A 13522-nucleotide genomic window follows, 5' to 3' on the forward strand; every position below is an offset into this window, starting at 1 on the left:
CGCTATTGGCAAGTGTCTGCGGCAGTGCTTGCAGTGGTGTCCGATAAGGCCCGATCAGGGCGTTGTTGCCAATCTAATCCGGGCCTGCGGCGCAATGAATACTGCAGTTTTGTCGCGTAATGGCTAGAATGGCGACCTTTGCGAAGTTCTGGAGTTTTCCCCTCATGCGCACCTTTCGGTTGGTGATTTCTTGCCCTGACCGCGTTGGCATCGTTGCCAAAGTCAGTAACTTTCTGGCCTCCCATAACGGTTGGATCACCGAAGCGAGTCACCACTCGGACAATCTCAGTGGCTGGTTCTTCATGCGCCACGAGATTCGTGCCGACTCCCTGCCTTTTGGTCTGGAGGCTTTTCGCCAGGCCTTTGCGCCGATTGCCGAAGAGTTCTCGATGGACTGGCGCATTACCGATACCGCGGAGAAAAAGCGTGTGGTGCTGATGGCCAGCCGCGAGTCCCATTGCCTGGCGGATCTGTTGCACCGCTGGCACAGCGACGAGCTCGATTGTGAAATCGCCTGCGTGATCTCCAACCACGACGACCTGCGCAGCATGGTCGAGTGGCATGGCATTCCTTACTACCATGTGCCGGTCAATCCCCAGGACAAGGAGCCGGCGTTTGCCGAGGTGTCGCGCCTGGTCAAGCAGCACGATGCCGAGGTGGTGGTGCTGGCGCGCTACATGCAGATCCTGCCGCCTGAGCTGTGCCGCGAGTACGCGCACAAGGTGATCAACATCCACCACAGCTTCCTGCCGTCCTTCGTCGGCGCCAAGCCTTACCACCAGGCCTCCCTGCGTGGGGTGAAGCTGATCGGCGCCACTTGCCACTACGTCACCGAAGAGCTGGACGCCGGTCCGATCATCGAGCAGGACGTGGTGCGGGTCAGCCACAGCGACAGCATCGAGGACATGGTGCGTTTCGGTCGCGATGTGGAGAAGATGGTCCTGGCCCGTGGCCTGCGCTACCACCTGGAAGACCGGGTGCTGGTACACGGCAACAAGACCGTGGTGTTCTGATCGAAAAAAAACCAGGAGCCGGGTGCGAGATCCCGGTCCTGGTTGTTCACATCGCGAGGTCAGCCCGATGACCGATCCACTGGATAGAGCCACTGCCAAGGCCCCCGCCACCCTCGGCGAGGGATGCCTGAGCCGTTACGACCCCGATGAGCTTGATGCTGAAGACGGCACCGAGTTTCCGGGTGCCGCCCAATTGTGGGAGCAGTTGCAGCAGGAGCCCACGCCACCGGCGTCGGTAGACACCGGCTCGCCGGCCAAAGGGCCCTGAGGCCCAGCGTCAGATCCTGAAGCTGCCCACCAGGTGCTTCAAGCGCGCCGATTGCTGTTCCAGATCGGAGCAGGCCCGCAGGGTGGCCTGCAGGTTTTCAACGCCTTCCTGATTCAGCGTGTTGATTTCGGTGATGTCCATGTTGATGGACTCGACCACCGAAGTCTGTTCTTCAGTGGCGGTGGCCACCGACTGGTTCATGCCGTCGATCTCGCCAATGCGCTGGGTCACGCTGCTCAGCCGCTCCCCGGCCTGGTTGGCGATCTCCACGCTGTCCTGGCTGTGGCGCTGGCTGTTGCTCATGGTGCTGACCGACTCCCGGGCGCCCACTTGCAGCTCTTCGATCATGGTCTGCACTTGCTGAGCCGATTCTTGGGTGCGGTGCGCCAGGTTACGCACTTCGTCGGCCACCACGGCGAATCCGCGGCCGGCCTCGCCAGCCCGGGCCGCTTCGATGGCGGCGTTGAGCGCCAGCAGGTTGGTCTGCTGGGAAATGCTGGTGATGACTTCGAGAATCTGCCCGATGTTCACGGTCTTGCTGTTCAGGGTCTCGATGTTGCTGCTGGAGGTACTGATCATCTCCGACAGCTGGTTCATCGCCTGGATACTGCGATCCACCACTTGCTGGCCGTCTTCGGCCAGATTGCGAGCGTCGCTGGCCTGTTGCGAAGCCTGGGCGGCATTGCGCGCGATTTCCTGGGCGGCGGCGCCAAGCTGATTGATGGCCGCGGCCACGCTGTTGGTGCGGCTGGCCTGTTCGTCGGAGTTGAGCATGGACGAGTTGGAGGCGCTCACCACCCGCAGGGCCACTTCGTTGACGTGCTCGGTGGCCGAGGAAACTTCGCGGATCGAGTTGTGGATGCGCTCGACGAAACGGTTGAAGGCGTTACCGAGAATGCCGAACTCGTCCTGGTTGTGGATGCTCAGGCGGCGGGTCAGGTCGCCTTCGCCGTCGGCGATGTCCTGCATGGCCCGGGTCATCACATGCAGGGGCTGCATCAGCAGGCGGATCAGCAGGCCCAGCAGGGCGATGGTCAGGGCCACGGCGGTCAGGGTGGCGATCAGGGCCGAGGTGCGGAACTCGCTGAGCATGGCGAATGCCTTGTCCTTGTCCACTGACAGGCCGATGTACCAGTTCACCGAAGACAGGCCCTTGATCGGGGTGAAGGTGACGATACGGGTCTTGCCGTCGACGCTGATCTCGCTGAGTTCATTGCTGATGCGCGGAGTGTCCTGGGGGTAGACGTCCTTGAGGGTCTTCATTACCAGGTTCTTGTCCGGGTGCACCAGGATCTTGCCGTCGGCGCTGATCAGGAACGCATAGCCCATGCCGTCGAAGTCCAGGGCGTTGATGCTGTCGGCAATCACTTGCAGGCTCAGGTCGCCACCGACCACGCCGATGCGCTGGCCGGCCTTGATCACGCTGTCGACGATGGAAATCACCAACTGGCCGGAAGCCAGGTCGATATAGGGTTCGGTCAGGGCCGAGCCGTTGCTGCTCTCGGCGCTCTTGTACCAGGGGCGTGCGCGCGGGTCGTAGCCGTCCGGCATCTTGCTGTCCGGGCGGATGATGAAGGTGCCGTCCTTGTTCCCCAGGTAAGCCCCCATGAAGGTCGAGCTCACCGACTTCTGTTCCAGCAGGTTGCTGACATTGGCCGGGTCGGGGTTGAGGGCCACTGACTGGGAGATGTTTTCGATCAGCAAGGCGCGGCCGGCGAGCCAGGTCTGAATATTTTTTGCCGTGACGTCGCCCATTTCCTGGAGATAGTTGTCCAGATCATTGCGAATGGCGTTGCGTTGCAGGTAATCGTTGTAGAGCGTGAATAGTGCAAAGGCAGCTATGACGATCAGCGAGGCGGCAAGCAGGATCTTGTGGCTGAAGCGCAGATTTTTGTTCATGGCTTGGGGGTGTCCGCTAAGGTCTTTGAGTCCGGGGCATTGCTTGGAAAAGCGCGCGAAAAGGGGCGGTGTTGTAAGTAAGCTGATATCTCCATCTATCCCACAGGAATTACCTGACCTTTATTTCAGATACTTCTGATCCATCATTTTTCATATCGACCGTCCAAGGCCAAAGATTAACCTGAGGTGACAAAATGCCTGACTCTTTGCAACTGATTATCGGTGCCGACCTGGGTGGCCAGCCGGTCGCCCAGGCCATGCGCCTGGCCAATCGCCACGGGCTGGTGGCCGGCGCCACCGGTACCGGCAAGACCGTGACCCTGCAGCGCCTGGCGGAAGCCTTCAGTGACGCCGGGGTCGCGGTGTTCGCCGCGGATATCAAAGGCGACCTGTGCGGGCTGGGGGCGGCGGGCAATCCACAGGGCAAGATCGCCGAACGGATCGCCGGGATGCCGTGGCTTGAACATAAGCCTCAGGCGTATCCGGTAACGCTGTGGGATATCCATGGTCAGTCCGGTCATCCCTTGCGCACCACCTTGAGCGAAATGGGCCCGCTATTGCTGGGCAGCCTGCTTGAGCTCACTGACAGTCAGCAGTCGGCGCTGTACGCGGCGTTCAAGGTGGCGGACCGTGAAGGGCTGTTGTTGCTGGACTTGAAGGATCTCAAGGCGCTGCTCAATCACCTCAAGGACCACCCTCAACTGCTGGGAGATGACGCGGCGCTGATGACCACCGGTTCCAGTCAGGCGCTGTTGCGGCGTCTGGCGATCCTGGAGCAGCAAGGGGCGGAAGCTCTGTTCGGCGAGCCGGCGTTGCAACTGGAAGACATTCTGCAACCGGCTGCCGATGGCCGTGGGCGGATTCATCTGTTGGACGCGAGTCGTCTGGTGCACGAGGCGCCGAAAGTCTATGCGACCTTCCTTTTATGGCTGCTGGCCGAGCTGTTCGAGCAACTGCCGGAGCGCGGGGATGCGGACAAGCCTCTGCTGGCGCTGTTTTTTGACGAGGCGCACTTGTTGTTTTCCGGTACGCCCAAGGCGCTGCAGGATCGCCTGGAGCAGGTGGTGCGATTGATTCGCTCCAAGGGCGTGGGGGTGTATTTCGTGACCCAGTCGCCGGGGGATTTGCCGGACGATGTGCTGGCGCAGTTGGGGCTGCGGATTCAACACGGCTTGCGGGCCTTTACCGCCAAGGAGCAGAAGTCGTTGCGTGCGGTGGCCGATGGTTTTCGTCCCAACCCGGCGTTTGACGCGCTGTCGGTGCTGACCGAGCTGGGCATCGGCGAGGCGCTGGTGGGTACCCTGCAAGACAAGGGAACCCCGGAACAGGTCCAGCGGGTGCTGGTGGCGCCGCCGCAATCACGGATCGGGCCGCTGACCGCCGCCGAACGTCAGGCCTTGATTGCCAGCTCGCCGCTGCAAGGGCGTTATGACCAGCCGATCGATCGTGAGTCGGCTTATGAAGTGCTCATGGGGCGCAAGAGCCTGGCCCCCGAGGAACCCGCAGCGGCAGACAAGCCGCAGGCGCAAGAGCCGAGTCTGGCGGATCGCGCCGGTGGGTTTCTCGGCACCGCGGCCGGGCAGGCCTTGAAGTCGGCCATGCGTCAGGCGGCCAATCAGTTGGGGCGGCAATTGGTCAGGGGACTGATGGGGTCGTTGCTGGGCGGCAGCAAGCGGCGCTGAGGCCGGGTGTCCGTGTCAGTCGCGCGGCTTGGCGTGGCTGGCCAGGCGCTCCAGGGCGGCGCGCAGCTTGGGATCGCTGATGCCTTCGGCGGTGGCCTGGATGGTTTCGGCGGCATTGTTCGACAGGTCCATGGTGTGCCCGACGGCGCCCCGTTGGACCGTGGGTGGCTGGACCTTGAACAGGATGCGCGTCAGGTTGCTGAACTCGTTGAACGCCTGCAATTGGCGCTGCAGGCGTTTTTGCTGATAGCGCAGGCGCGTGGCCCAGTGACCGTCGGTGACGATCAGCAACAGGCTGCCTTCGCGCCATGAGGCGACGTGGCAATGTTCACGAGCCGCCGGTTGCAACTGGCTCTCCAGCAGGCGCTGCAGGTGCGCCAGGCGCTGAGCGTGGCCGAGTATGGCTTTCAGAGGCTTGGCTTCGCGAAGAAGAACGGCGGGGGCGCGTGCCGTAAGGGGGCGAAATGCCATGATCAGACACCTGAAGTTACAGAGGCGCCATGGTAGCAGAAAGCACTCGGGCCGCCGGGCTCATTGCTTTTTCGTACTCTGACGACTTTCTCGCGCTTTGCTGATCGTAATCATTAACTTCCGGGGGGAATGGGCTTGAAGTTCGGCAAAAAGCCCTTATTTTAGGTGAGCCCCGTCACAGCGCTGTGCCAGCATCGTGGAATAACGCCACTTTCCTCACCATCGTTTCCGGGTAGAATGCTCGTTCGCATGCGGCCATGAGGGCTGCTCGGGCGACTCACGGGGCCGCCCTCCAACCCTATGTGTGGAAGATCCTGCCGATATGTTTGCGCCTTTGTTAAAGAAACTTTTTGGAAGCAAGAACGAGCGTGAAGTCAAACGCATGCTCAAGACGGTACAGATCGTCAATGCCTTCGAAGAGCAAATGGTGGCCCTTTCGGACGATCAATTGCGCGCCAAGACCGCCGAGTTCAAGGCCCGTATCGCCAAGGGTGAAACCCTCGACAAACTGCTTCCCGAAGCCTTCGCGGTCGCCCGCGAAGCCGGTAAGCGCGTCATGGGTATGCGTCACTTCGACGTGCAGTTGATCGGTGGCATGACCTTGCACGAAGGCAAGATCGCCGAAATGCGCACCGGTGAGGGCAAGACCCTGGTGGCAACCCTGGGCGTCTATCTCAACGCACTGTCCGGCAAGGGCGTGCACGTAGTGACGGTGAACGACTACCTGGCTCGCCGTGACGCCAACTGGATGCGTCCGCTGTACGAATTCCTCGGCCTGACCGTCGGCGTGGTCACGCCATTCCAGCCGCCTGAAGAGAAGCGTGCTGCCTACGCCGCCGACATCACCTACGGCACCAACAACGAATTCGGTTTCGACTACCTGCGCGACAACATGGCTTTCAGCATGGAAGACAAGTTCCAGCGCGAGCTCAATTTTGCCGTGATCGACGAAGTCGACTCGATCCTGATCGATGAAGCGCGTACCCCGTTGATCATTTCCGGTCAGGCCGAAGACAGTTCCCGCCTGTACACCGAAATCAACAAGCTGATCCCGCGTCTGGAGCAGCACATCGAGGAAGTGGAAGGCCAGGTCACCAAGGCCGGTCATTTCACTGTCGACGAAAAGACCCGTCAGGTTGAGCTCAACGAAGCCGGTCACCAGTTCATCGAAGAGATGCTGACTCAGGTCGGCCTGCTGGCGGAAGGCGAAAGCCTGTACTCGGCGCACAACCTGGGCTTGCTGACTCACGTCTATGCCGGTCTGCGCGCGCACAAGCTGTTCAACCGCAACGTCGAGTACATCGTTCAGGATGGCCAGGTGGTCCTGGTCGACGAACACACCGGTCGTACCATGCCCGGTCGTCGTCTGTCCGAAGGCCTGCACCAGGCCATCGAAGCCAAGGAAAACCTCAACATCCAGGCCGAGAGCCAGACCCTGGCATCGACCACTTTCCAGAACTACTTCCGTCTGTACACCAAGCTGTCTGGCATGACCGGTACCGCTGACACCGAAGCGTTCGAATTCCATCAGATCTACGGCCTGCAGGTGATGGTTATTCCACCGAACAAGCCGCTGGCCCGTAAAGACTACAACGACCTGGTGTTCCTGACCGCGGATGAGAAGTACACCGCGATCATCAACGACATCAAGGAATGCATGGCTCAGGGGCGTCCGGTGCTGGTAGGTACCGCGACCATCGAAACGTCCGAGCACATGTCCAACCTGCTGCAAAAAGAAGGCATCGAACACAAGGTTCTGAACGCCAAGTTCCACGAAAAGGAAGCGGAAATCATCGCCCAGGCCGGTCGCCCGGGAGCCCTGACCATCGCTACCAACATGGCCGGTCGTGGTACCGATATCCTGCTGGGCGGCAACTGGGAAGTGGAAGTCGCTTCCCTGGAAAGCCCGACGCCTGAGCAGATCGCCCAGATCAAGGCCGACTGGCAGAAGCGTCACCAGCAGGTGCTGGAGTCCGGTGGCCTGCACGTGATCGCGTCCGAGCGTCACGAATCGCGTCGTATCGACAACCAGCTGCGTGGCCGTGCCGGTCGTCAGGGTGATGCCGGCTCCAGCCGCTTCTACCTGTCCCTGGAAGACAGCCTGATGCGCATCTTCGCCTCTGATCGGGTGAAGAACTTCATGAAGGCCCTGGGCATGCAGTCCGGCGAGGCGATCGAGCACCGCATGGTGACCAACGCCATCGAGAAGGCCCAGCGCAAGGTTGAAGGCCGCAACTTCGACATCCGCAAGCAATTGCTGGAGTTCGACGACGTCAACAACGAGCAGCGTAAAGTGATCTATCACATGCGCAACACCTTGTTGGCCGCCGACAACATTGGCGAAACCATCGCCGACTTCCGCCAGGACGTGCTCAACGCGACCGTCAGCGCCCATATCCCGCCGCAATCGCTGCCTGAGCAGTGGGACGTGGCAGGCCTGGAAGAATCCATCCAGAGCGGCTTCGGTGTCAGCCTGCCGATCCAGCAATGGCTCGATGAAGACGACCATCTGTACGAAGAAACCCTGCGCGAGAAGCTGCTCAACGAACTGATCGCTGCGTACAACGAGAAGGAAGATCAGGCCGGCGCCGAAGCGCTGCGCACCTTCGAGAAGCAGATCGTGCTGCGGGTACTGGACGATTTGTGGAAAGACCACCTGTCGACCATGGATCACCTGCGTCACGGTATCCACCTGCGTGGTTATGCGCAGAAGAACCCGAAGCAGGAATACAAGCGCGAGTCCTTCACCCTGTTCTCCGAGTTGCTGGACTCCATCAAGCGCGACTCGATCCGTGTACTGTCCCACGTCCAGGTGCGTCGCGAAGACCCGGCCGAAGAGGAGGCGCGCCTGCGCCAGGAAGCCGAGGCCCTGGCTCAGCGCATGCAGTTCGAACACGCCGAAGCGCCGGGTCTGGACCAGCCTGAAGCCCTGGAAGAAGGGGTTGATGTGGATGTCGCCCTGGCCTCCGCGCCGGTGCGCAACGAGCAGAAGCTGGGCCGCAACGAGCTGTGCTACTGCGGTTCGGGCAAGAAGTTCAAACACTGTCACGGCCAGATCAACTAAGATCCCCGCCAGACACTGAAACACCCACGCCGTGACGGCATCAGCCGTCGCGGCGTTTTTCCATTTGCGACACCGTCTTTTGAGACGACGGTGCAGACACCTGATAAGAGGAGCGCATTCATGGCTGTTGGTCTTGGTCCTTTGCCTACGTTGCACCCGGTTGCCGGTTTCGAACTCGGTATCGCTTCGGCCGGCATCAAGCGCCCGGGGCGCAAGGATGTGGTGGTCATGCGCTGCGTCGAAGGCTCCACGGTGGCGGGCGTGTTCACCCTCAACGCGTTCTGCGCCGCGCCGGTGATCCTGGCCAAGCAACGGGTACAAGGCCCGGTGCGTTACCTGTTGACCAATACCGGCAATGCCAACGCGGGGACCGGCGAGCCTGGCCTGGCCGCAGCCAAGCGCACTTGCGCCAAGCTGGCGGAGCTGGCCGGCGTCGATGCCAGCGCCGTGCTGCCGTACTCCACCGGGGTGATCGGCGAGCCGCTGCCGGTAGAGAAAATCGAAGGCGCCCTGCAAGCCGCGCTGGATGACCTGTCCGTGGACAACTGGGCCGCCGCCGCCACCGGGATCATGACCACCGACACCCTGCCCAAGGGCGCCAGCCGCCAGTTCCAGCACGAGGGCGTGACCGTCACCGTGACCGGTATCAGCAAGGGCGCGGGGATGATCCGTCCGAACATGGCCACCATGCTTGGCTACATCGCCACCGACGCCAAAGTCTCCCGCGAAGTGCTGCAGAACCTGTTGCTGGACGGAGCCAACAAGTCCTTCAACCGCATCACCATCGACGGCGATACCTCCACCAACGACTGCTGCATGCTGATCGCTACCGGTCAGGCCGATCTGCCGGAAATCACCCAGGCCGAGGGGGCGCTGTTCGCTGCCCTCAAGCAGGCAGTGTTCGAGGTGTGCATGGAGGTGGCCCAGGCCATCGTCCGTGACGGCGAAGGCGCGACCAAGTTCGTCACCGTTGAAGTCAACGGCGGCGCTACTCACCAGGAATGCCTGGACGTGGGCTACACCGTGGCGCATTCGCCGCTGATCAAGACCGCGCTATTCGCCTCCGACCCGAACTGGGGCCGCATCCTCGCGGCGGTGGGCCGCGCCGGCGTGCCGGACCTGGACGTCAGCAAGATCGATGTGTTCCTCGGCGAGGTTTGCATTGCCAGCCGTGGCGCGCGGGCTGCCAGCTACACCGAAGCCCAGGGCGCGGCGGTGATGCAGCAGGAAGAAATCACCATCCGCATCGAGCTGGGTCGTGGTGCTTGCAGCGAAACCATCTGGACCACCGATCTGTCCCACGAGTACGTGAAGATCAACGCGGAATACCGCACCTAAGAACCTCGCCGGCAACCCCGCTCCGCTCTGTAGGAGCCGGCTTGCCGGCGAAACGCAGATATAACGCCCGGCCCGTGAGGGCCTGGCCCAATGCCTGATCAGAGGAAACAGCGCGGTGAAACGAGTCCATGTGGCTGCGGCCGTTATCCGGGATGCCAGCGGCAAGATCCTGATTGCCCGGCGTGCCGACACTCAACATCAAGGTGGCCTGTGGGAGTTCCCCGGCGGCAAGGTCGAGACTGGGGAGGCGGTCGAGGCCGCGCTGGCCCGAGAGCTGCTGGAAGAACTGGGGATTGCTGTGACAGCGGCCCGCCCACTGATCAAGGTGCAGCACGATTACCCGGACAAACAGGTACTGCTGGATGTCTGGGAAGTCTCGGCGTTCAACGGCCAAGCCCATGGCGCTGAAGGGCAGCCCCTGGCTTGGGTGACTGCTCGTGAATTGGCCGACTATGAGTTCCCCGCGGCGAATCAGCCGATCGTCGCCGCGGCCCGTCTGCCGGCCCACTACCTGATTACCCCTGAAGGTCTGGAAACCCCGGCCTTGCTGCGGGGCATGCAGAAGGCCATTGCCCAGGGCAGCAAGCTGATCCAGTTGCGTGCGCCCGGCGGTTACGACCCGCAGTACCGCGATCTGGCGGTGGACGCAGTAGGCCTGTGTGCCGGCAAGGCGCAGTTGATGCTCAAGGGCCCCTTCGAATGGCTGGGGGACTTTCCGTCGGCGGGTTGGCACATCACCTCGGCGCAACTGCGCAAGTACGCCAGCGCCGGGCGCCCGTTCGGCAAGGACCGCTGGTTGGCGGCTTCCTGTCACAGCGCCGAGGAGCTGTCCCTGGCCCAGCAGATGGATGTGGACTTCGTGACCCTGTCCCCTGTGCAGCCAACTCAGACTCACCCCGACGCCCAGCCCCTGGGCTGGCAGCAGGCGCAGCAGTTGATCAACGCTTTCAATAAGCCGGTGTATCTGCTGGGCGGTGTTGGGCCTGCCGAGTGTCAGCAAGCCTGGGACGCCGGTGCTCAGGGCGTTGCCGGAATCCGCGCCTTCTGGCCGCAGGACTGAAGACAGCCGCTGCGTCAGCGCTGGCGAGCAGCGGTCCATGCAGCCGCCTGCTTGCTAGCGAAGGCGTCGTCAGCCGTTGCCCAAGACTCGTGAGCCCTTTTATACAGAGGGGGCGGGCTTGGCGGCGGCCTGCCAGAGGATTTCCGCGATGCCTTGGCGCTTGGCAATCAGCCGCGCCGCGACAAACAGCAGGTCCGACAGGCGATTGATGTAGGCCAGCCCCACGCCCTGCAAGGGTTCCACGGCATTCAGGTGTTGGCAGCGACGCTCGGCGCTGCGCGCCAGACTGCGGCATACGTGAGCCTGGGCGATCAGCGACGAACCACCGGGCAGGATGAAATTCTCCAGAGGCCCCAACTCCTCATTCCAGGTATCGATGGCCGCCTCAAGGCGCTCCACCTCGGCCTCGTTGAGTGCCTGATACACCGGCATGGCCAGTTCGCCCCCCAGGTCGAACAGCCGGTGCTGACAGGGAGCCAGCACCTCGATGATGTCCTTGAACCCCGGGCAGGCATCAACCTGTTCCTCCAGGCCGGCCAGAAGCAGTCCCAACTGGCTGTTCAAGGTGTCGACTTCACCGATGGCTTCCACTCGTGGGTGATCCTTGGCGACCCGGCGGCCGTCTCCGAGTCCGGTTTCGCCTTTGTCGCCGGTGCGGGTGTAAATCTTCGACAAGCGAAAACCCATGCTTAGTTCTCCAGTGGTAGCGGTTCTTGAACCGGGGGCTGGTTGCTCGACAGGGGCAGGCGCAAGGTAAAGCAGGTGCCTTGGCCCCGGGTCGATTGCACTTCCATTTGCCCCTTGTGGTTGTTGGTGATGATGAAGTACGACACCGAAAGGCCGAGTCCGGTGCCCTGGCCGATCTCCTTGGTGGTGAAGAAGGGCTCGAAGGTGCGTTTGCGCACGCTTTCGCTCATGCCGATGCCGTTGTCTTCCACCTGGATTTCTGCCCAGGGCGGATTCAGCTTGGTGCGCAGGATGATGCGACCGGGTTCGCTGTCGTCCTCACGCTGGTGAATGGCTTGGGCGGCGTTCTTCAGCAGGTTGAGCAGCACTTGCTCCAGTTCGTTGGCGGTGCCGGGTACGGGGCCCAGGTTCGGGTCGAACTGGCGGATGATCGCTTGCCCCTTGAAGTCGAAGCCGATGGCCAGGTCGAAGTCGTTGCTGGCGATTTCCACCGCCTGGTCAATCAGCGCCGGCAGGTCGCAGGGGGCCATCTGGCGATTGCTGCGGCGGCTGAAACTGAGCATGTGGGTGACGATCTTGGCGGCCCTGGCCCCGGCTTGTTGAATGCCGTCGAGCAGCTGCGGCACTTCGCGGCTTTCCAGGTAACGGTTGACGGTTTGCAGCTCGACGCCGATCTGTTGTGCGTGTTCGAGGTTCTTCGGCAGGTCCGGGGACAGCCGGCGGCGAATGTTCTGCACGTTGTGCAGGATGGCGCCCAAGGGGTTGTTGATCTCGTGGGCCATGCCGGCGGCCAGGCCGCCCACCGAGAGCATCTTCTCCGACTGCACCATCATTTCTTCCAGGGACAGGCGCTGGGTGATGTCGTCGATGCGGATCACCACGCCGCGGCCGGCGCCGCCCATCAGCGGGTAGAAGGTCAGGGCGTAGTGCCGGGCCTCATCGTCCTTGACCCAGGTCACCCGTTCGACCTTGGTCACTGTGTGTTGCTCGACGGTTTCCTTGAGTTGCGGCAAAAACGGCTTGAGCGGTTCGAAAGCAAGGAAGATCGGCTGGTTCAGGGCTTCGTCCAGGCGAGTGCCGGACAGGGCGCTGGCTTCCTGGTTCCACTGGGTGACGTACAGTTGCTCGTCCAGGGCGATCAGGGCCGAGGGCATGGAGTCGATGATGCTATTGAGGTAGTTCTGAAAGCCGGTGAGCTTCTTCTCGATCTTGCTGCGCACCTGGACTTCCAACTCCAGCTTGCGGTTGGTGTGGCGGGTTTCTTCGGCCAGTCCCTGGGCCTGATCGTAGGCGGCCTGGGAGTCGTCGCGGGCACGCTTGAGCTGCTGCTCCCGCGCCTCGATGCGCGACAGCATGGTGTTGAAGGCTTCCGCCAGGCTGCCGATTTCATCGTGGTTGCCGCGGGCAGCGCGCAGAGCGTAGTTCTCCTCGCGGGTCACCTGGCGCGACAGCTCTTCGAGCTGGTGGATCGGCTGGGTGATCAGGCGCTTGATCTGCCGGGCGATGATCAGCCAGAGCAAGACGCTGAAGATCAGGATCCCCAGGCTGGCGGTGAGGGTGCCGGTATAGAACGCCATCGGCAGTTCGCTGGTGGCGACCAGCAGCAGATGCCCCGGGGCCTGGCCCGGGCGCGGCAGGGTGATGACCTGGTTGCTGCGGAACTCGGTCAATTGCCAGGCTTCGATATGGCGGTAACGCTCGGGCAGCTTGAGGTGTTCGCCGTGTTGCAGCTGCGCCAGGCGTACACCCTTGCCGTCATACAGGGCCGCTGCCCGCAGCGGGGTGTAGCTGTCGAGTTCATCCAGCAGTTTTTTTGCGTCCTCCGGGGAGTTCAGGGCCTGGGCCGCCAGGGTCGGGTTGGACACCAGCCGGCCGATGGTCTGCAGGGCCTGGGGCGCCATGCTTTCCTGGGAGATCCAGTAGGCGGCGCTGATAAAGGTCAGGTTGGCGACCAGCAGTACGGTGGTCAGCAAGACGAGCAGGGCGGCCAGGAGCTTTTGGCCCACGGGCAGGTTTTCGAGACGCTGGCGCAATGGCATC

General features: G+C 62.2%; 10 protein-coding genes and 1 pseudogene. 6 read left to right on the forward strand and 5 right to left on the reverse strand.

The window, feature by feature from the left end; genetic code table 11:
- The first annotated feature begins 164 nt into the window (after positions 1-164).
- Entirely contained in the window at positions 165-1013 is an 849-nt protein-coding gene (purU, locus tag GGI48_RS22515; protein WP_047305937.1) for a formyltetrahydrofolate deformylase, read from the forward strand.
- A 67-nt stretch (positions 1014-1080) separates the two neighbouring features.
- Entirely contained in the window at positions 1081-1281 is a 201-nt protein-coding gene (locus GGI48_RS22520) for a hypothetical protein (RefSeq protein WP_179600121.1), read from the forward strand.
- A 9-nt stretch (positions 1282-1290) separates the two neighbouring features.
- Here the strand turns inward: GGI48_RS22520 and GGI48_RS31590 are convergent, their stop codons facing one another.
- Positions 1291-2055 carry a methyl-accepting chemotaxis protein gene (locus GGI48_RS31590; protein ID WP_372840673.1) on the reverse strand — a complete coding sequence of 255 codons (765 nt, stop codon included), beginning with the start codon at positions 2053-2055 and terminating at the stop codon, positions 1291-1293.
- Between the two features lie 141 nt (positions 2056-2196).
- Positions 2197-3180, reverse strand: a pseudogene (locus GGI48_RS31595) (cache domain-containing protein); the annotation flags it as partial.
- A gap of 194 nt (positions 3181-3374) precedes the next feature.
- On the opposite strand from GGI48_RS31595, the gene GGI48_RS22530 reads away from it, so the two are divergent.
- On the forward strand, positions 3375-4862 hold the full coding sequence (locus GGI48_RS22530; protein ID WP_179600123.1) for a helicase HerA-like domain-containing protein: 1488 nt from the start codon (positions 3375-3377) through the stop codon (positions 4860-4862).
- Positions 4863-4877: 15 nt separating this feature from the next.
- Here the strand turns inward: GGI48_RS22530 and GGI48_RS22535 are convergent, their stop codons facing one another.
- Positions 4878-5333, reverse strand: coding sequence for a DUF721 domain-containing protein (locus tag GGI48_RS22535; RefSeq protein ID WP_016963228.1), 456 nt, complete (start codon positions 5331-5333; stop codon positions 4878-4880).
- A gap of 322 nt (positions 5334-5655) precedes the next feature.
- On the opposite strand from GGI48_RS22535, the gene secA reads away from it, so the two are divergent.
- The 3 genes from secA (at position 5656) to GGI48_RS22550 (ending at position 10795) form a co-directional block, all read left to right on the forward strand.
- Positions 5656-8397: a preprotein translocase subunit SecA gene (gene secA, locus GGI48_RS22540; protein WP_103741265.1), complete on the forward strand. Its 2742-nt coding sequence runs from the start codon at positions 5656-5658 to the stop codon at positions 8395-8397.
- Positions 8398-8517: 120 nt separating this feature from the next.
- Positions 8518-9735, forward strand: a complete 1218-nt coding sequence (gene argJ / locus GGI48_RS22545) for a bifunctional glutamate N-acetyltransferase/amino-acid acetyltransferase ArgJ (RefSeq protein WP_179600126.1) — start codon at positions 8518-8520, stop codon at positions 9733-9735.
- A 115-nt stretch (positions 9736-9850) separates the two neighbouring features.
- On the forward strand, positions 9851-10795 hold the full coding sequence (locus GGI48_RS22550) for a Nudix family hydrolase (RefSeq protein ID WP_047305820.1): 945 nt from the start codon (positions 9851-9853) through the stop codon (positions 10793-10795).
- 99 nt (positions 10796-10894) lie between these two features.
- Here the strand turns inward: GGI48_RS22550 and GGI48_RS22555 are convergent, their stop codons facing one another.
- Both GGI48_RS22555 and GGI48_RS22560 read right to left on the reverse strand, forming a co-directional pair.
- Positions 10895-11482, reverse strand: coding sequence for a cob(I)yrinic acid a,c-diamide adenosyltransferase (locus GGI48_RS22555; protein ID WP_179600128.1), 588 nt, complete (start codon positions 11480-11482; stop codon positions 10895-10897).
- 2 nt (positions 11483-11484) lie between these two features.
- Positions 11485-13521, reverse strand: coding sequence for a HAMP domain-containing sensor histidine kinase (locus GGI48_RS22560; RefSeq protein ID WP_047305818.1), 2037 nt, complete (start codon positions 13519-13521; stop codon positions 11485-11487).
- Between the last annotated feature and the right edge of the window lies 1 nt (position 13522).

The sequence above is a fragment of the Pseudomonas protegens genome (assembly GCF_013407925.2).
Lineage (GTDB): Bacteria > Pseudomonadota > Gammaproteobacteria > Pseudomonadales > Pseudomonadaceae > Aquipseudomonas > Aquipseudomonas fluorescens_AP.

Excerpts from the sequence above, each read along its gene's own strand:
- secA (WP_103741265.1), top strand. The coding sequence starts at position 5,656 with ATGTTTGCGCCTTTGTTAAAGAAACTTTTTGGAAGCAAGAACGAGCGT.
- GGI48_RS31590 (WP_372840673.1), bottom strand. The coding sequence starts at position 2,055 with ATGCTCAACTCCGACGAACAGGCCAGCCGCACCAACAGCGTGGCCGCG.
- GGI48_RS22560 (WP_047305818.1), bottom strand. The coding sequence starts at position 13,521 with ATGCCATTGCGCCAGCGTCTCGAAAACCTGCCCGTGGGCCAAAAGCTC.
- GGI48_RS22555 (WP_179600128.1), bottom strand. The coding sequence starts at position 11,482 with ATGGGTTTTCGCTTGTCGAAGATTTACACCCGCACCGGCGACAAAGGC.
- purU (WP_047305937.1), top strand. The coding sequence starts at position 165 with ATGCGCACCTTTCGGTTGGTGATTTCTTGCCCTGACCGCGTTGGCATC.
- argJ (WP_179600126.1), top strand. The coding sequence starts at position 8,518 with ATGGCTGTTGGTCTTGGTCCTTTGCCTACGTTGCACCCGGTTGCCGGT.
- GGI48_RS22530 (WP_179600123.1), top strand. The coding sequence starts at position 3,375 with ATGCCTGACTCTTTGCAACTGATTATCGGTGCCGACCTGGGTGGCCAG.
- GGI48_RS22520 (WP_179600121.1), top strand. The coding sequence starts at position 1,081 with ATGACCGATCCACTGGATAGAGCCACTGCCAAGGCCCCCGCCACCCTC.
- GGI48_RS22535 (WP_016963228.1), bottom strand. The coding sequence starts at position 5,333 with ATGGCATTTCGCCCCCTTACGGCACGCGCCCCCGCCGTTCTTCTTCGC.